This is a genomic window from Cerasicoccus frondis (assembly GCA_031296915.1).
Classification (GTDB): Bacteria; Verrucomicrobiota; Verrucomicrobiia; order Opitutales; family Cerasicoccaceae; genus Cerasicoccus; species Cerasicoccus frondis.
Genome location: JAVDPC010000030.1, coordinates 14,548 through 38,769 on the forward strand (window position 1 = coordinate 14,548; position 24,222 = coordinate 38,769).

24 protein-coding genes are annotated in these 24,222 nt (G+C 54.4%); 13 read left to right on the forward strand and 11 right to left on the reverse strand.

Annotated elements, in window-relative coordinates; genetic code table 11:
- Positions 1–48 precede the first annotated feature (48 nt).
- From RBB63_RS18890 to RBB63_RS18940, 11 genes are all read left to right on the forward strand, one after another.
- A complete protein-coding gene (locus RBB63_RS18890) occupies positions 49–726 on the forward strand; it encodes an HAD family hydrolase (protein ID WP_309386615.1) in 678 nt (225 codons plus the stop codon).
- A 145-nt stretch (positions 727–871) separates the two neighbouring features.
- Positions 872–1,564, forward strand: coding sequence for a hypothetical protein (locus RBB63_RS18895; RefSeq protein ID WP_309386617.1), 693 nt, complete (start codon positions 872–874; stop codon positions 1,562–1,564).
- Positions 1,564–4,770 carry a cytochrome c biogenesis protein gene (locus RBB63_RS18900; RefSeq protein WP_309386619.1) on the forward strand — a complete coding sequence of 1,069 codons (3,207 nt, stop codon included), beginning with the start codon at positions 1,564–1,566 and terminating at the stop codon, positions 4,768–4,770. The genes RBB63_RS18895 and RBB63_RS18900 overlap by 1 nt, the downstream gene beginning before the upstream one ends.
- The gene (locus RBB63_RS18905) at positions 4,749–4,907 is read left to right on the forward strand and encodes a hypothetical protein (RefSeq protein WP_309386620.1); all 159 of its coding nucleotides are present in this window, start codon (positions 4,749–4,751) and stop codon (positions 4,905–4,907) included. Before RBB63_RS18900 ends, RBB63_RS18905 begins: the two co-directional genes overlap by 22 nt.
- 15 nt (positions 4,908–4,922) lie before the next feature.
- On the forward strand, positions 4,923–5,132 hold the full coding sequence (locus RBB63_RS18910; RefSeq protein ID WP_309386622.1) for a hypothetical protein: 210 nt from the start codon (positions 4,923–4,925) through the stop codon (positions 5,130–5,132).
- A 661-nt stretch (positions 5,133–5,793) separates the two neighbouring features.
- Positions 5,794–8,415, forward strand: coding sequence for a PQQ-dependent sugar dehydrogenase (locus tag RBB63_RS18915; protein ID WP_309386623.1), 2,622 nt, complete (start codon positions 5,794–5,796; stop codon positions 8,413–8,415).
- A gap of 185 nt (positions 8,416–8,600) precedes the next feature.
- A complete protein-coding gene (locus tag RBB63_RS18920; protein WP_309386625.1) occupies positions 8,601–9,269 on the forward strand; it encodes a response regulator transcription factor in 669 nt (222 codons plus the stop codon).
- Between the two features lie 2 nt (positions 9,270–9,271).
- Positions 9,272–10,708 carry a sensor histidine kinase gene (locus tag RBB63_RS18925; RefSeq protein WP_309386627.1) on the forward strand — a complete coding sequence of 479 codons (1,437 nt, stop codon included), beginning with the start codon at positions 9,272–9,274 and terminating at the stop codon, positions 10,706–10,708.
- A gap of 53 nt (positions 10,709–10,761) precedes the next feature.
- Positions 10,762–12,135 carry a replication-associated recombination protein A gene (locus RBB63_RS18930; RefSeq protein ID WP_309386629.1) on the forward strand — a complete coding sequence of 458 codons (1,374 nt, stop codon included), beginning with the start codon at positions 10,762–10,764 and terminating at the stop codon, positions 12,133–12,135.
- 79 nt (positions 12,136–12,214) lie between these two features.
- Positions 12,215–12,766 (forward strand): hypothetical protein, encoded by a 552-nt coding sequence (locus RBB63_RS18935; RefSeq protein ID WP_309386630.1) that lies wholly within the window; start codon positions 12,215–12,217, stop codon positions 12,764–12,766.
- Complete coding sequence (locus RBB63_RS18940) at positions 12,766–13,212, forward strand: phage holin family protein (protein ID WP_309386631.1); 447 nt, start codon at positions 12,766–12,768, stop codon at positions 13,210–13,212. Before RBB63_RS18935 ends, RBB63_RS18940 begins: the two co-directional genes overlap by 1 nt.
- 6 nt (positions 13,213–13,218) lie before the next feature.
- Here the strand turns inward: RBB63_RS18940 and RBB63_RS18945 are convergent, their stop codons facing one another.
- Complete coding sequence (locus RBB63_RS18945) at positions 13,219–14,121, reverse strand: LysR family transcriptional regulator (RefSeq protein ID WP_309386634.1); 903 nt, start codon at positions 14,119–14,121, stop codon at positions 13,219–13,221.
- 59 nt (positions 14,122–14,180) lie between these two features.
- Here RBB63_RS18945 and RBB63_RS18950 point away from each other — a divergent pair, with 59 nt between their 5' ends.
- Positions 14,181–14,882 carry a YggS family pyridoxal phosphate-dependent enzyme gene (locus RBB63_RS18950; RefSeq protein ID WP_309386636.1) on the forward strand — a complete coding sequence of 234 codons (702 nt, stop codon included), beginning with the start codon at positions 14,181–14,183 and terminating at the stop codon, positions 14,880–14,882.
- A gap of 205 nt (positions 14,883–15,087) precedes the next feature.
- On the opposite strand, the gene RBB63_RS18955 is transcribed toward RBB63_RS18950, so the two are convergent.
- From RBB63_RS18955 to RBB63_RS18970, 4 genes are all read right to left on the reverse strand, one after another.
- Positions 15,088–15,306: a hypothetical protein gene (locus RBB63_RS18955; protein WP_309386637.1), complete on the reverse strand. Its 219-nt coding sequence runs from the start codon at positions 15,304–15,306 to the stop codon at positions 15,088–15,090.
- Between the two features lie 35 nt (positions 15,307–15,341).
- Positions 15,342–17,015 (reverse strand): putative manganese-dependent inorganic diphosphatase, encoded by a 1,674-nt coding sequence (locus RBB63_RS18960; protein WP_309386638.1) that lies wholly within the window; start codon positions 17,013–17,015, stop codon positions 15,342–15,344.
- Positions 17,016–17,195: 180 nt separating this feature from the next.
- The gene (locus RBB63_RS18965; protein WP_309386640.1) at positions 17,196–17,903 is read right to left on the reverse strand and encodes a type II secretion system protein; all 708 of its coding nucleotides are present in this window, start codon (positions 17,901–17,903) and stop codon (positions 17,196–17,198) included.
- A 160-nt stretch (positions 17,904–18,063) separates the two neighbouring features.
- Entirely contained in the window at positions 18,064–19,335 is a 1,272-nt protein-coding gene (locus tag RBB63_RS18970) for a serine hydroxymethyltransferase (protein WP_309386642.1), read from the reverse strand.
- A 407-nt stretch (positions 19,336–19,742) separates the two neighbouring features.
- On the opposite strand from RBB63_RS18970, the gene RBB63_RS18975 reads away from it, so the two are divergent.
- A complete protein-coding gene (locus tag RBB63_RS18975) occupies positions 19,743–19,898 on the forward strand; it encodes a hypothetical protein (protein ID WP_309386643.1) in 156 nt (51 codons plus the stop codon).
- Between the two features lie 263 nt (positions 19,899–20,161).
- On the opposite strand, the gene RBB63_RS18980 is transcribed toward RBB63_RS18975, so the two are convergent.
- From RBB63_RS18980 to RBB63_RS19005, 6 genes are all read right to left on the reverse strand, one after another.
- The gene (locus RBB63_RS18980) at positions 20,162–20,623 is read right to left on the reverse strand and encodes an NUDIX domain-containing protein (RefSeq protein WP_309386645.1); all 462 of its coding nucleotides are present in this window, start codon (positions 20,621–20,623) and stop codon (positions 20,162–20,164) included.
- Positions 20,624–20,706: 83 nt separating this feature from the next.
- The gene (locus RBB63_RS18985; protein ID WP_309386646.1) at positions 20,707–21,222 is read right to left on the reverse strand and encodes a P-loop NTPase family protein; all 516 of its coding nucleotides are present in this window, start codon (positions 21,220–21,222) and stop codon (positions 20,707–20,709) included.
- Between the two features lie 364 nt (positions 21,223–21,586).
- Positions 21,587–22,039 (reverse strand): hypothetical protein, encoded by a 453-nt coding sequence (locus tag RBB63_RS18990; protein WP_309386647.1) that lies wholly within the window; start codon positions 22,037–22,039, stop codon positions 21,587–21,589.
- 76 nt (positions 22,040–22,115) lie between these two features.
- Positions 22,116–23,219 carry a hypothetical protein gene (locus RBB63_RS18995; RefSeq protein WP_309386649.1) on the reverse strand — a complete coding sequence of 368 codons (1,104 nt, stop codon included), beginning with the start codon at positions 23,217–23,219 and terminating at the stop codon, positions 22,116–22,118.
- Positions 23,220–23,254: 35 nt separating this feature from the next.
- Complete coding sequence (locus tag RBB63_RS19000; RefSeq protein ID WP_309386651.1) at positions 23,255–23,713, reverse strand: RpiB/LacA/LacB family sugar-phosphate isomerase; 459 nt, start codon at positions 23,711–23,713, stop codon at positions 23,255–23,257.
- A gap of 1 nt (position 23,714) precedes the next feature.
- Positions 23,715–24,209: an arsenate reductase/protein-tyrosine-phosphatase family protein gene (locus tag RBB63_RS19005; protein ID WP_309386652.1), complete on the reverse strand. Its 495-nt coding sequence runs from the start codon at positions 24,207–24,209 to the stop codon at positions 23,715–23,717.
- Positions 24,210–24,222: the final 13 nt, after the last annotated feature.

Here is a 24,222-nt window from a genome sequence, read left to right on the forward strand (position 1 = left end):
ATTTTCCCGGCGCTTGCTTCTCGGCGCGGCGCCTGCTTAAGGTTTATTATGCGAACCGACATTAAAACGGTATTCTTCGATCTGGATGGCACGCTGATCGACCACTTCATGTGCATTTACCGCTGCTATAAGTATGCGGTCGAGAAGATGGAGTTGCCGCCGGTTAGTTATGAAAAAGTGCGCGCGACGGTTGGCGGCTCGGTGAAGATCACCATGGGCCGATTGATTGGGACTGAGCGCGCGGAAGAGGGCGAGCGCCTGTTTCGCGAGCATTTTGAGGAGATCATGCTCGAGGACTTGTATCCACTGCCCGGCGCAGAGTGGCTGCTCCAGCAGCTCAAGGAAAAGGGCGTGCAAACGGCGGTTTTCACGAACAAGCATGGCGTGGGCGCCCGGAAGATTTTGACCCACCTTGGCTACGACCAATTGCTCGACGCCATGATCGGCACCTACGACACGCCGTGGCGCAAGCCGGAGCCGGAGTTTACCCAATATGCCTTGGAACAGCTCAAGGCGGACCCGGCCACGGCGATTATGATTGGCGATTCGCCCTTCGATGTTCTCGCCGGAAAAGTCGGTGGTATGCGCACTTACGTCGTCGCCACGGGTAGTCATTCAGTCGAGGAACTTGCGGAAAATGATCCGCCTGCGGACGGCGTTTACCGCGATCTGTTGCATTTTGCCGAGGAGTTCCTGGGGCTCTCTCGCGCTGCGGCAGCTAATTGATCTGAGTCGGTTTTTTATCGCGAGATGTTGATGGCGGGGAGACGCCATGAGCATTGCGAATCCGGTTAATGAAAATTCCCCATCCCGGGAATCGACCGGTTCGCCTTGACCTTTGTGCGGGCACGGCAAACCTTTGGCGGATTCAATGGATCGCCGATCAACATCTATATGCGTAATCGGGTTTGGGCTACTGCTGCTGTCGGCATGCAAGCCTGAGCCTGAGATCAAAACCTACACGATACCGAAGGAGGAAACTGCCTCCCGTCCCATGATGGCCGCTGGGAGTGCGGCTGACTCGCCCACCACGCCGGTGTCGGGCAGTGAAGGGGCCCCCATGATGAGTGGCCCAATGCAGAATGCCGCCAGTGGCGCGATGACCGCCACGCCGGGCATGGCCGCGCAGGTGAGCGGTTTTGTTGCGCCCTCCTGGACGGCTCCGGCAGACTGGCAGGCAAAGGACCCGGGCACGGTGCGCAAAGGTTCGTGGGATGTGGTTGGCGATGGCGGCAAGGCTGATGTTTCGGTGACGGTGTTCCCTGGCGATGTCGGGGGAGACCTGGCCAATGTGAACCGTTGGCGCCGTCAACTGGGCCTTGCGCCGATCGATGCGGCGACCTTGCAGTCAAGCATGATGCATTTGGACTTTGGCGGTGGGCATGGCCACGTTGTCATGCTGAGCAGCCCGGATGGACAGGCGATTCTAGGGGCGATCTTGCCGCGCGACGGCGCGACCTGGTTCTTTAAAATGCAGGGCGACGCCGCCTTGGTTGAAAGCCAACAGCCCGCTTATGTCGCCTTTTTGGAATCGGTCGATTTTGCGACCACTGAATCACACTGATGAATCCGATTTTTCGCTTTTTTAGTTCGCTCTTACTGACGGTTGTCCTGCTGGCGCTGTCGATCGTTCTGGTGTTCTTTGGCACGCTGGATCAGGTGCAATGGGGCATCAATCACACGCAGAAGCTTTACTTTGAAAGCTGGTATGTGCTCTCGCCCGTGGTCTCGCTAATTAAAGTGTTTACGGCGCAGCAGTTCGACCCGGAACTGGCGCATATCCGATTCCCGTTGCCGGGCGGCTTTACGCTGGGCGCCTTGCTGTTGATCAACTTGATGTGCGCGCATTTCCGCTATTTTAAAGCGAGCTGGAAAAAGAGCGGCATCGCTGTCCTGCACTTTGGCGTGCTGCTGCTGATCGTTAGCGGCTTCACGACCAGCATGCTTCAGCAGGAAAGCCAGATGAGTCTCGATGAAGGCGGTGCGCCGGTCAATTTCTCCACCGACTTCCGTAACCAGGAGATTGTGCTCATCGACAAATCGGCCGAAAGCGAAGACACGGTGACCGCAGTGCCCTTTGCGCTGGCGCTCGACCAGGAAACGCTCCAACTGCCCAATGGCTTCACGCTGAACATCATCGCCGCCGTCAAAAATGGCGGCATGGGCATGCGGATGAACTTGCTGGGCGAATACGAAAATTTTGCCTCCATGGCAGGGCAACCCGGCGCCCCGAAAATGGACGAAGCGCAATTCCGCCAAGTCAGCAATTCGGTTACCAGCTTGCGTGATCCCAATGTCGTCATGCTGGCGATGGATGGCACGCCGATGGTCAATGCAGAGCATCTCAATTTGCAGGGGTTCGCGCCCCGGATGGACGGCGTGGTCATCGAGCACCCGCCAACCTACAAAGAGGACGAGGCGAACATGGCGGCCGCCGCAGTGCAGGTCGTTGCCCCCAACGGTGAAACGCTGGGCACGTGGTTGCTGAGCGCCGGTTTGGGGCCGGAGTTTCCGGCCCAGGGCTTCGAATACGACGGCAGGCGTTACGATCTATCCCTGCGCTTTGAGCGCACGTATTTTCCATTCACGCTGCAGCTAAAGGACTTCAAGCATGACGTTTATCCGGGAACGCAGATCCCCAAGAATTTCTCCAGCGACGTCATCATCGACAATCCGCAAACGGGCGAAAACCGCCCCACGCTGATCTACATGAACAACCCGCTGCGCTACGAGGGATACACGTTTTTTCAAGCCAGCTTCGCCAACGAAGACACGACCTCGATTTTGCAGGTCGTGAGTAATGCGACGTGGTGGCTGCCATACCTGGCGATCACCCTCGTCGGCTTTGGCATGACGATGCAGTTTGGCTTGAGCCTGATGCGGTTTGCCGACCGCAAGTCTGTTCGCAAGAGCAAGGTGAAAGATGAGGAAGATGAGCCAGAAACTTTGGGCGGAGTCTTGATTCCCGGCGCGTTTTTGCTGCTTGGATTGCTGATCACGCTGTCCGGCTTTTTCCAGCGTTCGAAGTCGGAATTCGACGTGCAGGCATTCGCCGAGTTACCCGTCCAGACGGGTGGGCGTCTCATGCCGCTGGATTCGGTTGCGCGCAATTCGCTGCGGATTATCCGCGGGCGTCAGAATGTGCGCCTTGAAGACGGCCAGAAGCTCAACGCCAGCGAGTGGCTGCTCGATTTATCCTACAAGCCGCAGGAGGCGGATGATTATCCGGTGTTCCGCATCGTGAACCCCGAAGTGTTGGGTTTGTTCGGCTGGCAGCAGGAGGAGCGTAAGTATTTCTCCTGGAATGAGTTGAGCCCGCAATTTTCGATGTTGGCCGAACTTGCGCGCCAGGTTCCGGAGGCCGAGCCGCAACGCACGCCATTTCACAAGGCTTTGCTCAAGCTAACGAATGCGCTCACGCTTTACAATTCGCTCGGGCACTCGCTGAATCCCGGTGAAGATTATAAATTCTGGCCGGAAATCGCCGGTCCCGGGGGAGAGGCGCTCCAGAACCGTGAGCAAGGCAAACCCTTCAGCGAAGCTGCGCTGGGGCCCTTTATTGCGATGGCGGATTACTACATGCGCTTGGCGAATACGGCTGACCTGGGGCTGACGAAGCCACCGGCGACCAGTGCGAGCAACGCCTGGCTGAACATTGGCGAAGGCATGTTTATGACGATCCAGAGCGGCACGCTTAACCCCGTGGTGGCCGGTTACGGCGCGGTGGGCGACGCATACCGAACTGACAACCCCGAGGCATTTGCCAGCGCGGTGGCGGGCATACATGAACATTTGGCGCAGGAGGTGGATTTGGGGCGCGTGCGTTTCGAGGAATTCTTTAACGTGATGCAGCCGTTCTACTACACGATTGTGATTTACGTGCTGATTTTCGCCCTGGTCTGCGCGAGCTGGTTGAAATGGGCCGCGCCTTTGCAGCGAGCGGCGTTTTGGCTGCTGATTCTGGCGCTCGTCGTGCACACGTTTGGCCTCTTTGCGCGAATGTACATTCAGGGAAGGCCGCCGGTCACGAACCTTTACTCGTCTGCTATTTTTGTGGGCTGGGTGGCGATCATTCTGGGCGTTGTCCTGGAGCGGATTCACCGTAACGGGGTAGGCAGTTTTGTGGCGTCGCTGATTGGTTTTTCGACGCTGATTATTGCCCATAATCTTGCATTGACCGGGGATACGCTGGAGATGATGCGCGCCGTGCTCGATGACAACTTCTGGTTGGCGACCCACGTGGTGATCATCACCGCAGGCTACGGCGCCGTCTTCCTCGCCGGCGCGCTGGGCTTGGTCTACATTATCCTTGGGCTGGTGACGCGTTTGCTGGACAAGCCTTTGGGCAAGACGCTCTACGGAATGGCATACGGAATCACCTGTTTCGGGCTGTTGTTCAGCTTTGTCGGAACGATGCTGGGCGGTATCTGGGCTGACCAGAGTTGGGGGCGTTTTTGGGGCTGGGACCCGAAGGAGAACGGCGCCTTGATCATTGTTTTATGGGGGGCGCTGATGCTGCATGCTCGTTGGGGCGGCTTGGTCCGCGAGCGAGGCTTTATGGTGCTTGCCGTGGGGGGAAATATCGTGACTGCCTGGAGTTGGTTCGGCACGAATTTGCTGGGCATCGGTTTGCACTCTTACGGCTTCCTCAGCGCAGCCTTCACTGCCTTGAAATATTTCTGGGGCAGCCAGGTTCTAATCATTGCGCTTGGGCTGATTCCCCTTAATCTGTGGTTAAGTTCAAAATTATGGAAAAAAGAATCGGACTGATTGCCGCCCTCTTGACCACATTGATTTTTACTGCCTGTGAAACTGCTTCGTCGCCTTCGGACGCTGAGCAGCGGGAACATGTGCTGAAAATGGAGCAGCAGCGGCAGGAATATCAACCCGAAGCTCCCGGTAATTAATAGGTAACACCAACGATGAAAACTATACGTATCAAATTGGCGATCGCGGCGGCTCTGAGCGGCATTTCTTTGGTGGGTTGCCAGTCGACTCCAATCACGCCTGAGGAAAAAGCCGCCTATCAAAAAGATGAGGCAGTTTTGCAGTACGAGGATCAACAGCAGGCCAACGAAATGGAGTATTTAAGCGGTGATGGGATGGAAGATGGGCGTGAATTAAATCCTTAGGATTCAGCCATTTTAAAAGAAATTAGGCATAAATACCTAGAGCTGCCTGGGTGAATCAATTAGTTCTCAGGCACTGACTACATTTTTTTGACGACTTATGTTAAAAAACGTCATTTTCGAAAAAAAAATGCTGCAAAAGCATTATCTTTTCCGGAACATGTCGTATATATTATTGACGATATAAGTGTTGGGTAAAACCAACCTTTCAGTCAGTAGTAGCAGTAGTAGTAGTAGTAGCAGCCAGTCCCCGTCCCAGAAATGGGCGGGGACTATCTGTGTACGGAATAGCCGGAGGGTAATTCTTGTCAAAAATGTTCAATATAGAAGGGAATATGTCCCGCTAGAGCACTTTTCATCTAGATTGGCCGAGTCAGGCCGCAGTGATTTTTCGTGTCCAGCAAGGCGGCTTGAGCGTCGCAGGCTGGAAGCCTGTGAGCGAAAAGCCAACAACGCTGGCGCGGAAAAGCACTCGGTTTAGGACTTGGGGCCAGATTGGAAGTTCGCGGCGTTGGCATTTCAATCACGGGCTTCCAGCCCGCTCAATCAAAGCCGCCTTGCGCTGCATCCAATCTCTACCCCACCTGACTCGGCCAATCTAGATGAAAAGTGCTCTAATATTTTTTCTTGGAATACAATGGTGGCTTTGAGACACTGGTATTGAATGTTGAGAACTATCATTGGTTTGCTCAATCTGAGCTTCGCTGCGTTCCCCCTTGGCGCCGAAATTGTTGAAGCAGATCTGAATTTGCCCTCAAGCAATACGTCGCCCTACACATTGGAGAATGCTTTTCCGGGACTGAGCTTTGTTGATCCCATATCCATCACGACTGCGCCAGGGGAGACTGATCGTATCTTTGTCGGCGAAAAAGGCGGAAAATTATGGGTTGTTAATGATCTGAACACGGGCGAAGTCACTCAGGAGTTATTTCTATCCGTCAAAAATATTCAAAATGCTTGGGAGTCTGGATTGCTTGGAGTCGCTTTTCATCCTGATTTTGCGAACAACGGCTACTTTTACGTATATTACACGCCTAAGTATGACACAGAAGAGGGACGGATTCGTTACAATCGGCTTTCGCGATTCCAAGTATCCGCTGAAAACCCTAATATAGCTGATCCTGATAGTGAGCAAATGCTGATAAACCAATTGGATCAGAGTATCTTTCATAATGCAGGCGACTTGCATTTTGGCAGTGACGGATATCTCTACTTTACTAACGGCGATGGAGGAGGTGCGGATGATAGTTTGGATGTCGCTCAGCGATTGGATCTGGATTACTTCGCCGGGATATTCCGGATTGATGTAGACCGCTTGCCTGGCAATCTTGAACCGAATCCTCACCCGAGCGTTGTGCTTGACCCCGATACTGGAAAGGCGAGGTATGCGATACCAGCGGACAATCCCTGGGTGGGGGCGACAGAATTCAATGGTGAGCCGGTTGACCCGGAAAATGTTGTCATGGAGTATTTTGCCATTGGGCTGAGGAATCCCTTTCGCTTTTGGATCGATGATGCAACTGGCTATATTTGGATAGGGGACGTTGGGCAATATGCTCAGGAAGAGATAAACATCGCGCAAGGAGGCGAAAACTTTGGTTGGGCCTTTCGCGAGGGTTTTTTAGATGGTCCTAAAATAGACGAACAACCCGAGGGCTTTGTTGAGACTCCCCCCATCCACATTTATCCGCGTAATGAGGGGCGAGCAGTCATTGGTGGCCTGTTGTATCGCGAGGATTTTTACCCTGAGCTTACGGGCGCCTATATTTTTGGAGATTACGTGTCTGGTCGAATTTGGGGGCTTCGCTACAACGGTAACACCGTTACCCGTGAGCTACTGACACAGCAGACATCCCTTACCGAGTTCGATCTGCATCCACAGACTGGCGAGATTCTAATCAGCATACGTGATAGTGGCCAAGTCATGAAGCTGGTGCGAAATGACACCACTGAAGAGTTGCCAGCGCTCTTATCCGATACGGGGGCATTTAGTTCGCTGGAGGATTTAACGCCTACTGCTGGCGTTATTGCCTACGAGCCGAATGTCAGCTTTTGGTCCGACCATGCGATTAAGCAGCGTTGGTTTGCTTTGGCGGGAGACGAGCCCATTGAATACTCGTTGAACGAAGGCTGGTCTGCTCCGGCTGGCGCGGTGTGGATTAAGCACTTTGAATTGGAATTGGAGCGGGGGAATCCCGATTCGCGTCAAAGAATTGAAACGCGCTTCCTGGTTAAAACCGATGACGGCGCTTATGGCGTGGCTTATCGATGGAATGAGGCGGGGACCGAGGCCACTCTGGTTGACGCCGAGGGCGTTGATATCGCGCTGGATATTGTGAATGAGGACGGATTGGATCAAACGCAGCTCTGGCACATACCCAGTCGCTCGGAATGCATGCAGTGCCATAGTGCGGTGTCGGGTTATGCATTGAGCTTTAATGCGCGACAGCTGAATCGCGAGGCGGACTTTAACGGACAGTATCAAAATGTTTTAGCTGCTTTGGGTGAGATGGGATACTTGGAAGGCGGTCCGGAGGAGAATGCAGTTAAGTACATACCGGCTTATGCGGCAATTGATGACGAATCCCAAAGCCTGGAATTCCGTGCGCGTAGTTATCTAGCGGTTAACTGCGCACAATGCCATCAGCCAGGCGGGCCTGCAATTTCAGAAATTGATTTACGGCCTCAGTTGACTCTGCGTGAAACCGGCGTCTTGAACGCTGTGCCTGGCAACGATGCAGGGGGCAACAGCAATCCGCATAACCGGATCGTTGTGCCGGGTGATCCCGATCTTTCAGTTTTACTGCAGCGGATGTGCGCTTGTAGCGGATTTACGCGGATGCCGCCTCTTGCCTCCAATGAAATCGATGAGGCCGGAGTCGCGCTGGTTCGAGAGTGGATCGAAAACCTGAGTGCTCAAACCTATGAGGATTGGGCTGCACTGCATTTTCCTGACAATGCTGAGTCTGCTGATCCAGATGCTGACGTCGACCAGGATGGCTTTAGCAATGAGTTTGAATTCCTGCTGGGATCCAATCCAAATCAGTATCTGGATGCCTGGCGCCCGGAGTTGCTCTGGTCTGATGGACAAGTATCACTGGTCTATCAGACTGTTCCCCATACTCCCTTGTTGATCGAGAAATCGACGGATCTGTCTAACTGGGAGCTCTGGGAAGATGGACCTCAGTCGCTGATCTCGGATGATGATTCGGTTCTACACGAGCAAGAGGTTGATGGCAGTGAACCGGTTTTTCTGCGATTCGTATTTCCTACGACTGGAGAGTAGTTTCCTCCTTTAAGAGTTTTTTATTTGAGGAAAGACCCCGCGAGTTCAGCTCTCTGACCAGCTGTTTGCGGGCGTTAATTTATGGTTAATCTTCCAGGGTGTATAATTGGGCGAAAATAACCTAGCGTGAGGCCCGGATGATGCGCGGTTGCAACTAATTGGGGGTTACGCAGCAAAAAACCGTTATGAAAATACTTGCTGTCGAAGATGAAAGTAAGATCGCGGACTTCATCCGCTTGGGCTTGGAGGCAGAAGGCCACTCCATTGACTTGGTCCACACCGGTAGGCAGGGGCTCGCTCAAGCGCGTGAGCAGAGCTATGACGCAGTCGTGCTCGACATTATGTTGCCAGAGAAAGATGGCCTCGACGTATTGCGCGCCATGCGTTGCGAAGGGTTGAATATGCCGGTTATCTTGGTCACTGCGCGCAGCAATGTAGAGGATCGTGTGGAAGGGCTCAAGCTCGGCGCTGATGATTACCTGGTGAAGCCCTTCTATGTTGAAGAGTTGGCCGCCCGGCTGATGGCGGTGAGTCGTCGGACTTCGGGCGAGCACTTGAACCTCCGGCAGTATGGAGACTTGAAACTTAATCTGGCGACCAGGGAAGTGCGCTGGGCTGATCAGGTGGTCGAGCTTACTGCGCGCGAATTCAACATGCTGGAGTATTTCATGCGAACGCCAGGGCGAGTTTATACCCGGCCGCAGATCTTGGAGCATGTTTGGCAGTATCACTTTGATCCTGGCACGAACTTGGTCGACGTCTACATTAAGCGACTGCGGCAAAAGCTAACCGAAGAAGGCGCGCCACCCTGCATTGAAACCGTGCGTGGCGTCGGGTACCGGCTGGCTGCCTAGCAATGGCTTGGCTATGCTCATTTCGCTGGCGGGTTGCGCTGTTTAGCGCGCTGTTGATCTTGGTGATCGTCGGTGGCTTAGCCGCGACCTTGCGCTTTACAATGGAGGGGCTGCTGGTGGATAGCCTCGATGAAAAGCTCAAAACGCAGGCGGAGTATTTTCAGCCAGCATGCGATTACTTAAGCGAAGACCCCTACGATCTATGGGAGCGCCCGCTTCCTCCAATGCCACCTGCGGATGCATCTGCGGCGTTTTTAGTGTTTGATGAGGGGCTAATCTTACTACAGCGCAGTGTTCCCGAAGAGTTGAACATTCGCATCGTATGGGAATTGATTGCGCGGCTGGAGTTTCCGGAGGCTAATACATTCAGTTTTGTGGATTACCCAGACAGTGAGTCCCAAGAGTGGCGGCTTGCTGTGGTGAAGCGCGACGGGCTTTTTTTTGTTTGGGCTGAGGAACAAGGCGCAGTGGCGGTGGCCTTGTCGAAGCTGGAACGCGCATTTTTAGGACTAATACCGATTGCGCTCATAACTGCAGTAGTAGGGGGCTGGGAAATTGGCCGCCGGACGCTGCGCCCGGTTCTCACGCTTGCGGAGCGGATGCGGGAGATCGACGCCGCCGGGCTTGATCGGCGCATTAACGAAGCAGGCGCTACGTCGGAAATCCGTGAGCTCATCCGGAATCATAACCGGATGCTGGACCGTTTGGAGAGTCAGTTTCACCAAGCTTCACGCTTCAGTGCAGATGCAGCGCACGAGTTGAACACGCCTTTGACGGTGATGCAAAGCGAAGTGGAGGCGCGTCTTCGCTGTGTGGAAGATTCACCTGCGGATCTGCGTTTCTGTGAAAGCCTGTTGACTGAAATCATGCGCTTGAAGGCGATGGGGCAGAAGCTCTTGCTGTTGGCTCGCTGTGATAATGGGCAAATGAAGATTGCTCCCAAGGAGATTAGCTTATCGGAGCTCGTCGTTGACTTATGGGAAGACATTCCGCTGATCAATCCAGAGCTGGCTTATGAAGCCGAAATTTGCCCCGGTCTGATGGTGAATGCGGACGCTGATCTCTTGCGGTTGCTGGTGCAGAATCTCCTGGTCAACGCAGTGCGCTACAATCAGCCAATGGGCTGGGTGCGCACTACTTTGCGACAGAGTGGCGAGGACGTGCAGTTAACGGTCGCAAATGCTTCACGCCCCATTGAGGAGGCGCAGGCAGGGCGTATTTTCGACCGGTTTTTCCGCGTGGATGCATCGCGAACCAGCGCCACTGGCGGCACTGGTCTGGGCCTTAGCCTGGCTCGTGAAATTGCCCAAGTGCATCAGGCAGAATTGAAACTTTCCCGGAATGGCGGGGGAGTCGTGGCGTTTAGTTTGCGCATGCCATGCACACGATTAGCTTCAATAAATCGACCAGCCTCTGGGCGCAGCATTTTGGTGAGGTAAATTGCAGCGAATGATTGCCAGCGTGGGTGGCGTCTTCCATCTTGAAGATTGCCATGCCGCGTTCCGAACAACCGTCGCTTTTCCAATCCTCGTCTCCGCAAACGGATTCGAGCGAGTCGGCTGCGCCAACACAGGGTAAGGCGCACCAGCCGTTAGCCGTGCGCATGCGACCGCGCAATTTAAGCGAGGTGATTGGCCAAGAGCATTTGTTGGGCGAGGGCTGTTTGCTGCCTCGTCTGATCAAGGCGGATTCATTTGGCAGTCTTTTGTTTTATGGCCCTCCCGGTTGCGGTAAGACGACCATGGCGGAAGTCATCGCAGAGGAGACGGGCAGTCGCTGTGTTCGCTTAAATGCCGTGCTCTCTAATGTGGCGGAGCTGCGGGATGTGTTGCGCATGGCGCGCTACCATCCAGATCAACGGACCATCTTATTCATCGACGAAATTCACCGTTTCAACAAGGCGCAGCAGGATCTGCTGTTGCCGGATGTAGAGGCGGGCAATGTGCGACTGATCGGCGCAACAACGCACAATCCGGGCTTTTACATCATCCCGCCGCTTTTGTCGCGGAGCCATTTGTTTCGCTTGGAGCCTTTGCCGGAAGACGCCGTGGTGGCGGTGCTGTTGCGGGCATTGGGCGATGCCGAGCGTGGCTTGGGCAAGACGCATTGCGCCGCAGATGAATCTGTTTTGCGCGGTTTGGCGCGTTTGTGCGATGGGGATACCCGCCGGGCGCTCAACGCGCTGGAAACGCTGGTGCTGAGTCGGCCGATGGGCAGCGAGATCACAACGGACGACTTGTCCGTCTTCGCCCGTGAGCGCCAGATTCGCTACGACAACAACGAGGACGAGCATTACGACACCATTTCCGCCTACATCAAGAGCATGCGTGGGGGGGACCCCGATGCGGCGCTTTATTGGCTGGCCAAGATGCTGGCCGGCGGCGAAGACCCGCGATTCATTGCGCGACGTTTGGTGATTTTGGCCAGTGAAGACATCGGCATGGCGGATTCCCGGGCGTTGCCCTTGGCCGTAGCGACATTCCAGGCGTGCGAGTTTATCGGCATGCCGGAGTGTGAGCTGAATCTGGCCCATGCGACCGTTTTTATGGCCTGTGCGCCGAAGAGCAACTCGACGACCATGGCCATTAGCGCGGCTAAGCAATCCATCCAGCAAGGGCCGTTGCAGTCGGTGCCCATGTGGCTGCGTGATGCGCATACCAAGCTAAATAAAAAGCTCGGGCAGGGGGAGGGCTACCTCTACAGTCACGACTTCCCAGAGGCGGTGTCCGGGCAGGAATACATGATCGAGCCACAGACATTCTACACGCCCAAGCAGGCTGGAGCCGAGGCGGCGATTGGAGAACGACTGGCGAAATGGCGCTCCCTGAAGACCCAAATTCAGCGCGATTCTGGCGCTCGGGCGTAGAGTTACTGGTTCTGGGCTATTGACCCTTGTGGGAACTTGCCGCTTGAGGATTGGTCGGAGTGTTGATACAGATACGCTTATGAATTTTGCAACCAGCATTCGATTTGTGTTCGCCCTCTTGCTTTGGGGGGCTGGCGCTTCGCTCTTTGGCCAAGTTGTTGAAGGGCAGAAGCTGGAACCCGAGCTGGGGCTCTACGTCGAAATCAATGAAGAGGAATGGGGCGCTGCGAAGCTGAATCTGCGCATCGTGAATAACAATTTTCAGGCCTATTTTCTCAATGCGGAAGATCTGTTGGTGAAGCCACAGGTCGATAAGCTCATTGTCCATTATTCGAATTTCGTTAAGAAATCGAACGCCAATATGACGATTACCCTGGAGCCCGATGGCATGATGATGACATCCAAGCGAGTCGTTTCCCCGCCTTACCGCTATCAAGTGCGTTTGTTTTTGAAGAAAACCGTCGAGCCAAATGCGTATTACGAAGAGCCATATGAAGAGAAGGAGTTCATTGGCATGCACATCCTGGATCAGCTTGGCGGCGATATGCTGGAAAAAACTTCGATGGAGCCGACGAGTGTAGAGGTTGAGGCGCAGCCGGAAGAAAAGGCTGAGGCCGAGCAAGCTGAATAATGGCTGAACCCCAAGCACAAAACTGGCTCGCTTGGCTGCGGTCTTGGGTAATCATTGCTCTGGGAGTATTAATCGCTGCCTGGACCAGTGATGGGATTCGCTTTGACAGCAATGCTGCGCTTATTTTCGGCGTCTTGCTGATTAGCCTGCTCAATGTTTTTCTGCGGCCGATATTGCTCCTGCTGACATTGCCATTCGTAGTCCTCACGCTGGGGCTGGGCGTTGTGATCATCAATGGTCTGTTGTTCTGGATCGCAAGCAGCATTGTCCCAGGCTTCGAAGTCACGAGCTTTGGCTCCGCGTTGTGGGGGGCAATCGTTGTGAGCATCACGCACTTTTTCGCCAACTCCCTACTCGGGGGGCGCAGGACCGTACGGGTGCAAGTCAATCGCGGCAAGGCGGGTTCCGATAAACCCGACAAGCCGGATGATGTGATCGATGTTTAGGGCGCGTTAATCGCTGTCCTTATGAATCAGATCTTTGGAGGTGAGCAGCTTGACGAATTTCTTCATCGCTGGGGTGAGAACTCGACCCTTGCGGTGAACGATCGCCAGTGGTCGCGTCACTTTCTTACCGCGTAGTTGCACAGAGGCGAGTAGCCCTTGCTTAACTTCCTGAATGACGGTTGTGGAGGGGACAAGCGAAACACCAGCGTCGATCTCAACCGCGCGCTTAACGGTCTCGATGTTGTCGAACTCCATGACCGGGTCGATATCAAGCTTGTTGTCGCGGAAAAGCTGATCAGTGGCTTTGCGAGTGGGGATGTCGGGGTCAAAGCCAATAAACTTGTAGTTTTCCAGCTCCTTCAGATCGACTGATTTTTGCTTTGCAAGCGGACAGCTCGGTGAGCAGATCGCGACCATTTGGTCTTCTTGAAAGGGAATCGTTTCGAGCTGTCGCAGCTTTTGGGGATAGGCTACTAAACCGAAATCCACGGCATTGTGCAGAATGTCTTCGTAAACCAGGTTGGCGCGACGGTATTCCACGCGCACATTGACGTCGGGAAACTCCTGCAGGAATTCCTTCACGTAGGGGGGGAGCTCGTGCAGACCGATTGAATAAATAGTGGAAATGTGAATGGTGCCGCTGATGACTTTTTTCATCTCTTGCAGCTCACTCATCAGCTTTTCGTAAAGGTGGAGCAGCTCTTTGGAGGATTCATAGAGCTTGGCGCCTTCGCGGGTGAGATGGAATTGCTTTTGACTGCGGTCAACGATTAGCGCATTAAAGTGCTTTTCCATGGCGCGTAGCTGCTGGCTGACAGCAGATTGAGTGATGCCATTTAACTTTGCCGCTTTGGAAAAACTCTGGCTTTCAACGAGATCAGAAAAGATTTTCAAGTTTTCGATATGCATAATTAAACCTAATATCACGATATCTTATTCGTTTGCAATAGTAAAAATAGCAAAACTTATTGAATTTCGAAGTGATTACTTACGAGCAGTTTCTGGCGAACCACCAACGCATTCAAGCGCGTCTGCAGCAGGCATGCGAGGCGGTGGGGCGTGCCCCGTCTGAGGTCCGTATCATGCCTGTCACGAAGACGCATCCAGTCGACGCAGCCGTGTTTGCCGAGCGGGCAGGCTATGATGTAGTGGGCGAAAATCGGGTGCAGGAAGCGCTGGAAAAGATTGACGCGGGGCAAACTAGAATCCGCTGGGAGCTCATCGGCCACCTACAATCAAACAAAGCCCGGTTGGCGGCGGAGAAATTTGACCGCATTCAATCTGTGGACAGCGCGAAACTGCTGCGCAAGCTGAATGCGGCTGCCGGTGAATTAGGCCGACGTTTACCGATTCTGCTCCAAGTTAACGCGGGGGATGACCCTGCGAAATTTGGATTGGATGTGGCGGATACGGCTGGTGTGCTTGAGCTCGCTTTGGACATGAGCCACATACGCGTTGATGGCCTGATGACGATCGCTCCGTTGGCTGAGGACCCTGCCGTGGCATTCAACTGTTTCCGCCGTCTACGTGATTTGCGTGATCAACTGGCAGCGCAGTTTGACTGCTCGCTGCCGGAGTTATCCATGGGCATGAGCGGAGATTTGGAGGCGGCCGTTGCTTCAGGAAGCACGATGCTGCGGGTTGGCAGCGCGTTTTTCGGTGCTCGTTGACAGGGGGCGCCAGATGTCGGCCAATGCGGTGTCCAACAAGTTTTCAGCGGCGCCCCGTAAGGCGAGAACTGCAGAGTCTCGGATTGAGCTGAGTTCAGGCGCAGCGCTGTGCGGATTATGGACCTTGGTCGATCGCTGTATAGATGTTTCCATGTATGACAATGGTAATCATCGGATTGAACGATCAAATTTTAAGCAAAAATTGCTAGTGGACTTTGGGAAAGCCGAGTTGCTTGCGCAGTTCGCGAACAATCCGCTCCAGTTCATTTGTTCCAGCCTGTATTTGGTGCAGGCTTTTTTCCATTTGATCACCTTCAGGAGCACGCTTGATGATTTCGCAGTGTCCCCGGATCAGGAAAATCTGTCCGTTCATGTCGTGGACTAACGTGCGCATGGATTGCTCCTCAGCTTCTGAGAGGTTCATAGGCTCACAATGGGGTTAAAACTGGGCAGTGCAACCTAAACTGCCTCGACTCCCATGCTGTCGAGCAGATTGCTCAGGTAGGGGATGAGCTGCTTTTTGCGGGATACGATGCTAGGCATATCGAAAATATTGCGATGCGTGTCCACGTGGGAAAATGAAATGTTGCTGATAATTTCGCTTTCTCCGGCCGTAACGAGCAGTGAGTTTTGCTGGTTAATGTCCGTCACCAGCAAGCAGGAGAAGTCCAGCCCGTTATTGGTCAGGTAGGCGTCCAGCGCCTGTTGGATGGCATCGTGGTGCTTCCAGAAGTTTTCATAGCCAAGCTCTTCGATTTGGGAAACGGAATACTTGATGCCGCCCTGGTCGTATTGCTTGCAGTCAGTTTCGATGACGCGATCAGGCGTCGAAGTGAGAATGATGGAACCGGAATTGAAGACCAGATCGCACATTTCCTCCACGGTGACCCCGGAAATCTCGGATAGCCAGGGGAGCAACTCGGCGTCCTTGGGCGTGGAGGTCGGGCTTTGCAAATTCAGAGTATCGGACACGAGGCCCGCCAGCATTATGCCCGCAATGGCCGGGGAGGGCGTGATGTTGGCCGCCTGGAAGAGGCTTGCGATGATGCTGCTGGTTGACCCGATGATTTCGTTACGGAAGTAAATTGGCTGCGCAGTTGCGGGATTCGCCAGCCGGTGGTGGTCGATGATTTCAACGATGTTGACTTCGCCCGCGCCATTGACTGCCTGGCCCAGCTCATTGTGATCGACCAGCACCAGGCGAGTGGGGACTGGCTTCAGCAAGTCGGTTTTGGAGAATAGGCCAATGAGATGCTTTTTCTCGTCAACCACGCAGAAAATTGGGGCGCTCAAATTGGCGATTTTCCGCTTAACGGAGCTGACTTTTTCATCTGCGCCAAAGGTGGGCACTTCGGTGTCGATCATCGGAGCCAGAAGCGTCGCAGTGCGGATAATCCAGGATGTGGTGGCGGAATCAGCCTCGCTGACAATGAGGGATACGCCGCGGTCACGGGCGAATTCGACCACCTCCTTATCGACGTCCAAGCCTCCGGTGATCACCACCAGGCGGGCGCCGCCCTGGATTGCTTTCTGTTGAATGTCGTAGCGGTCGCCCACGACCACCACGCTTTCCTTGAAGGTGACGCCCTCGCTTTCGGTAAATGCCCCAAAAGAGCGGATGTCCATTGCGCCGATGCGGACGTAGAGGTCCTGCGTCAACTCCGGGTCGACCACGTTGAGCACTTCTGCCTTCAGCGAGCGAATGATGTGCCCGATGGAGGTATGCACGTGGCGCATCTTGCGCGGCTCTTTGGGCTTGGGAATGAAGAATTCGCCCAAAGAAAAAATGGATACCTGGCCAGCGAGCACGCCCTTTTCATTCACGACCGGCAGTGAGCGAATGTCATGTTCATCAATGATTTCCAGTGCTTCGGCGCAGGTGGCTTTGTCGCCAATGCGATGCATGTCGCGCCGCATGATGTCGTGCACGCGTGGGGTTACATCGCCGAGAAAGAGGGGGAGGGGTTGGTCAAAGCGCTTGAGAATTGCGTCAATGCGGGCATTGGAGTTGCCACAGCGCGCAGCGGTGTAGCCCTTTTCGCCGATGGCCTGTTTGTAGGCAGCGTAAGCAATCGCGGAACAGATGGCGTCAGCGTCCGGATTTTTATGACCAATAATATACGTGGGTGTCATGGGTGGTGAACAAATCTAAGTACCCTAGCAAGATACTATCCCAATTGCGAAATGCGAGAACTAAAGCCCGATTTGGGAGTAAGTGGAAGAAATCTTCCGGTATCTTTCAAACGCGTCAGGCTATAAGCAACAAAAAAGGCCGGATCGAAATCCGGCCTTTCGAAATGATATGGAGCGCGATTAGTCGCTGCTATCTTCGACGTAAGTTGCGCCTTCATTGACGGCAGCAGCGATGTTGTCAGCAGAGGAGCTCTTTCCGTATTCCAGAAGTGGATCAAGAGTGAAGTCCTGGTACCAAGCTACGTGGCCGTCGAGGAAGACGACGTGGCCGCCGTCACCAGCCCAAGGAGAGTCTTCGTCGTTCCACTCGGTAGATGTGCCGGTGGTGCCGAGGCCGCGAGTGGCGGCTAGTGGCGTGGTGCTGGTAGGCGCATTCTTGGAAAGGCCGGTGATGACACCCCAGCTGATTGGGCCGCCGACATCTGCCTTCTTGAGCACGGTGTCATTTTCGGTGTCATCGAGAACGGTCTGGGGAATGTCTGCGTTGGCAAGAGCGTCGTCACTTTCGATGTACCAGATGGAGCCATCATTCAAGCCGCCGTATTTCGCGAGGATCCATGCATAATCGCTAACGGTGGAGGCGCCGAGATTTTCCTTGGTGTCGTCAGCCTTGATGTTACGGGTCTTGCCGCCGCTGTTAGCATAGGTGTTGTAGGCCAAGCCGATCTGGCGACCATTACTGGACGCAGCGGACTTTTTGGCGGATTCTTGAACCTTACCGACGGCAGGGATCAGAATCGCGGCCAAAATGCCGATGATCGCGATGACCGTCAACAGTTCGACGAGGGTGAAGCCTTTTCGGCTGATTGCTTTACGAGATAGTGTCATTTTCCGGGAATCGGGTTATGGGATTAGCACGCTGGCTTGAGGCCAACGATTGATGATTATTATCTTCAGGTTATTTTATGAATATCACTTCCTTGCGGCTGAAAAGCATATTTTCGCGCGACAAGACGATTATTTCAAGGGTTCAAGAGATTTTTCCTGCTTAGTAAGGCAGAGGAAACTGTTGTGACAATTCTAGGGCGATTGCTTTAGCCTGTGCAATCTTTTCTTCACTTTCCGGATCACTCAGTACCAAGTCAATGGCTTCAACGATCTTCACCATCTCGGCTTCCTTCATGCCACGGGAGGTAACTGCGGGGGCGCCGAGACGTAAACCACTGGTTTGGAACGGGCTACGCGTTTCGCCGGGGACGGTGTTGCGGTTGGTGGTGATGTTGGCCTTATCCAAAGCAATCTGGGCGACCTTACCGGTCAGATCCGGATGGCTGGGGCGAAGATCAACGAGCACTAAGTGATTATCGGTTCCATCACTGGAAAGTTTATAGCCTTTATCCATCAAAGCTTTAGCCATGGCGGCGGTGTTGGCTTTGACCTGCTTGGCGTATTCTTTGAAGGCCGACTTGGCGGCTTCCTGGAAGCAAACGGCCTTGGCCGCGATGATGTGCATCAGCGGGCCGCCTTGACCGCCGGGGAACACGGCGCTGTCGATCTTCTTGGCAAACTCTTCGTTGCACATGATCAGGCCGCCGCGAGGGCCGCGCAGCGTCTTGTGCGTGGTGGTGGTGACGAAGTCTGCGATGCCGACGGGGGAGGGGTGCTCACCTGCGGCGACGAGGCCGGCGATGTGGGCGATGTCGGCCAGCAGAAGGGCGCCAACGCTCTTGGCGATCTCACCCATGCGGGCAAAGTCGATGACGCGCGGGTAGGCGGAGGCGCCTACGGTGATCATCTTGGGCTTTTCCTTCTCGGCCTGGGCGGCGAGGCCATCGTAGTCGATGCGGCCGTCTTCCGGGCTCACGTAATAGTGGACGACTTCGTAAAGTTTACCCGAGAAATTGGCCGGATTGCCGTGGGTCAAGTGGCCGCCGTCGGACAGGTTCATCGTCAAAATCTTGTCGCCGGGCTGGAGCGTGGCGGCGTAGACGGCGAAATTGGCCTGGCTGCCGGAGTGCGGCTGCACGTTGGCGTGGTCGGCGCCAAAGAGGGCCTTGGCGCGGTCGATGGCGATTTGTTCGACGATGTCGACGTATTCGCAACCGCCGTAGTAGCGTTTGCCCGGGTAGCCCTCGGCATACTTGTTGGTCAGCACACTGCCAGCGGCCTCAATGACGGCGGGCAGGGTGAAGTTTTCCGAGGCGATCAGCTCGATGTGGCTTTGCTGACGGGCGCGTTCTTGCTCCATGGCAGCGAAGATATCGGGATCAAGCTGCGCGAGCGGGGTGGCGTCTAAGGCGGAAGTTGCTTCGGTCATCATAGTAAAAGGTGAATACGTTGAGGGATTTTGCGCGGATCGCAAAGAAAAATACGGTTCGAAGGTTTGAAAGTTCGGAATGTGGGTACGGTGGGTAAGGTTGGTAGTGTGGGTAAGGTGAGGAATGTGGGTAAGGTGGGTGAGGTTGTAGTGGATTCGATGTTTGAGCCCCCGGGGGGGGGGGCAAATCGGGCTTGGGGGGAATATTGTGGCGCAGCAAGGCATCCCGCAGTCCAAGGGGGAGATTGCGGAAGGCGGGCGACCCGTTGTGTCGGTCGCACAAACGTCGATGCGGGCGATCTGTAAACTGGCATAATTTCACGCGGACCTTGCCAGAAGATGCCTCGCATCTACTGGATTAAAACCTGGGGGCGTCAACGGGCTAGCTGCTGTCACCAGGCAGGCGTTGAATGGGCCCCATCGTAACGGTTCAAGGCGCGCGCGAAAACGAATGCAGTCGCACGGCATCGACTGGACTAGCCGCAGGCTATGTCGGGCTCGGCGGAATGGTGGGAGTGTGGTTCATGGCGGTGAGTTGTGGAGTTTGGAAGTTCGAAGGTTCGTAGAGTTCGAAAGTTGGGCGTGGTGAGTTCAGAACAGGGTGCGTGATCAGCCTGTCCCGTTGAGCGGGATCTCGATCCGCACCCCATGCTGAAAGAATGCCAGCCACCGAGCTGAAACTGTAGATCGAGGCGATCCGCGCTAGCTCAGAGGGATGGATTGGGGTTAAGTGAAATGTTCAAAATAACACTACTTGGCTCCAGGTTGTTTGCCAACAAAAAAAGTGAACATTCGGGCATTTTTTGTCCGCTTTTCTTCATATCCAATCTCAGAAATATTCCATTGCTCGCAGGCCAAGGTATTCGAATTTCCCGAAGCCAGCTTTCTTATCCTCCCAAACTCGATCACGAAGAATTAACGGAAAAACGTCCTTCGGCTCGTTCATCACTTCGTCCTCGGTGAAGAAGCGGGCTTCAACAATGTGCTCACGAGTTGCCTCCTCAGCTTCAACCGAGATCGCACCGCCCAAGAGCTCGCACAGAACCCACGTCTTGATATGCCGAGTAGTGGGCTCATGGAATTCCTCCAAGTAAACTGGCCGAATTGGCTCGGCATTTAATCCGGTCTCCTCCCTGACTTCGCGCTTTGCTGCTTGGCATATGCCCTCCGTGTCGATTACTCCGCCGCCCGGAGCGACCCAGAAATCGTAGCTTCCCTCTTTCTTGTGGCGAACGAGGAGTATTCGATCGCCATCAAAGACAATAGCACCAGCTGAGATTCGATGTTTCATGTAATTTGCAGAACGTAAACATGGGATACGAAAAAAGGCGCAGCCTTATTCGTTAGCTCCATCGGCTTGTTCGAATTGTTTTTTTAGCATTGTTCTAAGGCAAATTGCTTTAGTTCTTTCGGTGATTGAATGTGAAAAACATCTTTCTTTCCTTGGTAGCTCTCAACCAACTTTAGCAGCTTCGGTCGTATGTCTCGATCGATCATCCAGATCATTTTCAACATCTTCCATGTCATCGGGACTAAATTACACCCTTCTGGTTTCTCTACGGACTTCGAATTGATTAGAGCCTTAAGTTGCCTCTTTAACGCCCAATAGAGGTGAATCCAGACGCTGTGGTCCACAAAGATGATCGTATCGGCCTTTTCAAATCGTCCTTCTATTGTTTCCCAAGGCCCCCATCCGTCTAAGAGCCATTTATCTTGCTCTATGACCTTTCGAATTTCGGAAGCCACTTCTTTTTCTGGTGCAGCGACCCAACCTGGTTTCCACTGAATTTTATCCACCGGGTGAAGTGGTAGTTTGTGTTTTTTCACGATGGCTTTGCAGATGGTTGACTTTCCACCTGCTGCATTTCCGATGATGGTTGCTTTGCACATATTATTCCATTTTGTAGAATGCTAAGAGTCGGTGTGATGTGAATGCTCACCCAGCGCGTCTTGTTGTGCTTTGAATGCTATGCCTGCCTTCCGCATGTCTCTAACGAAGCTAGGGTAGTCCTGTTTTTGACGAAATGAACCGATATGCTTTGTTACATTACCTTTTCGGTCATGAAGACTATCAGGCAAATCCGCCAACTTACCAGACATTCTTTGATACAGAGTATGCATAGAATATGCCGATAGCAAAAGGTTTTCTTCGAACACCAATTTCCATCATTCCGCTTCGATGGCTGGGCCTTTGGCCAGCATTCCCGGGCTTCTCGGATCAGTGGGTTCATACTTCTACACAGCAGGCTGGTTCTTATGCCCTGGCCTGGTCGTAGATGGCTTTGACCGACGGGCGCACGAGCACGATCAGCGTCAGCACGCCAAGTGCGGTGCCCATGGGGAATAAGATGCAGTTGATGCAAGCCACGACAAAAGAGAAGTAGTAATCTCGGCGCTGCTTGATTTTTCGCCCCGAAATGATGGTCGCAATCGCCAACGCCTGTCCGGCCAGAAAGCAAAACAAACCGGCTCCAAAGACGATCCAGCCAAACATACTCATCGGGAAGGGGAAGGTCTGCGGCGCGTTGTGCATTTCTTCGAGCATGGGGTTCGTACCGAGCAGGAAGCTTAGACCGACCAACATATGAATGATGGGCATGCAGGCGAAGAGCACTCCCACGCCGCCAATGGCGTAGTGCGCAATCGCGAGTGAATTCAAATGTGACTCGTCTTGGGAGGGAGGTAAGGGTGGAGGCGTTTCGTGCATGCTGCCATTATGACATTGTGGGCGGGCGACAACTATTGCAATGGGACGGCTTGTTTGTAACGTCGCCGCTTCGGCCTCACAATTCGCAGAGTGGTTGGTTGGCGTTGCCGATGAAAGGATGCAGCTTGGCCTCGCCGGTGAGCCCGAAGGCCGCCAGCGCCTCGCGGAGCTTGTCTTTGGTCTCTTCGCCGGGATCGTAAAGCAGGAGATCGATATAAGATAAGCGCGCGCCGGTGGCGCCGCCGATGCACTCGCCGCGGAGCTCGGGCTTGAGCGCCTTTTCGATGGCTTCTTCGATCTCGCCGCGACGTGAGGACTCCTCACCTCTGGGCAGATGGCTGGAGGGGAAGGACACGAAGACAAACTCGGCCCCCATGCCCTCAAACGGATTCTCCGGGATCTGGCCGCGCTCGCCGAGGAAGTCATTGATCAAGCGGCGGTGGCGGGTGTTGCCGACCAGGGTGTCCGAGCGGATAAAGCTGTCGTCGGGCTCGGGCAGTCGGTAAATGGAGTAAGCGCCAAACTGCTCGGGCGCCTGCCAACTGGCGCGAATCGATTCCACCTCCTGCCGCAGCTCATGAATGGGGACGGATTTGGCCAGCTTGTCATTGCGGATGTGGATGTCGCCAATGTGGTTTTCCACGGCGTCCTCGCCCAGGGCTTCATCGAGCATGATGAAGATGATCTGGTAGGCGGCGTTTTCGGGCAGCTCGCTGAAGGCGGGGTGCCAGGCGCTCAGGTTGATGACCTGGCTGTCGCGCTGTGCATGCAGGGTGACCCAGATTTCGCCGGCTTTGATGCTCTGGCCGTTGATTTCCAGTTTGATGCCTTCGTTGAAATCGTGTGATGGCTGGCGGCTCGCATAAAAGGTCCAGCCAGGCAGCTCCGGGGCCTGTGAGAGCCAGAATTCGGTGAGCAGGCGTTTGTGGCTGTTGCCCTCCGGGGAAAGGGTGAAGGAGTGGCCTCCCTTAGCCTCGGAGTCAGCGCCAAAGACCCACGCGAGGCCAGGAATGATGTCTTCGCACTTGGCGCTGACTTCATCCGTCAGATCCGGGCATTTGCCAGACTCAAGGGTTTCGTAAAAGCGGGCTGATTGCTCCGCAAACCAAGTCCAAAAAGCGGCTACTCTTTGGTTGAACGGGATGATGATCGGCGCTTTTGTTTTCCGGCTGAAGAACATGATTGGCCGTCTCTATCGGTGAGGTTGGCAGGAAATTAATCTTCCGCTTCGAGGGCAGACATTTTTTCGACGCGCCGGGCATGGCGCTCACCGCCTGGGCCGTCGCCTTGCCAGGGGGTATTGATGAAAATGCGGGTCATCTTCGCCGCCATGTAAGGCGTGTCGTATTTCTGGCCGAAGCAGATGACGTTGGCGTTGTTGTGCAGGCGGGAAAACTCCGCAGCGTCCTCGTTGTGGCAGACGGCGCCGCGTGCGCCATGCACCTTGTTCACCGCGATGCTGATGCCGATGCCGGAGGTGCAAATGGCGACGCCGAAGTTTGCCTCGCCGCTCACCACATCCCTGGCCACGGCCTCGCCGAAGTCCGGGTAGTCGACGCTTTCAAGCCCTTTGGCGCCGCGGTCGATGACCTCATGGCCTTCGGCTTTCAGCGTCTCGATGAGCGTCGTTTTCAGGTCATAACCTCCGTGATCGGAACCGATGGAAATTTTCATTTTAGGAATTGTAGTAAAGTGGATATTGCTCACGCAGGAATTTGAGCAAGCTGGGGATGGCCTCGACCATGGAATCGCGGCAAAGCTCATACTCCGGCAGATCACGGCCAAAGGGGTCGGGGATTTCCACGGAGGCGTCGCCGCCGATCAGCTCGCGGAACAAATACATGTGCTTGGGAATGTGCTCGAAATGAACCTCGATCAGCGTGCGATGAGTCTGCGTCATGCAGAAGACGGCAAAAGCGCGATCCAGCAAATCTTGGCTGATTTGCTGGCTGCGGTGGTTGCGCAAGTCCAGCCCGACGGTGCTCAGCGCCTTAACTGAATTTAGCGAGGCCGGATCGCCGTTGTAGGCCGAAATGCCCGCAGAGACGACTTTGAGCTTGTTGAGCGGAGAGTCCTCCGCCGCCAGGCCGTGCGCCAGCAATCGCTCGCCCATGGGGCTGCGGCAGATGTTTGCGGTGCAGACGATTATGATGTGATCGCGCTCGGGCATGTTGAGGAAAACT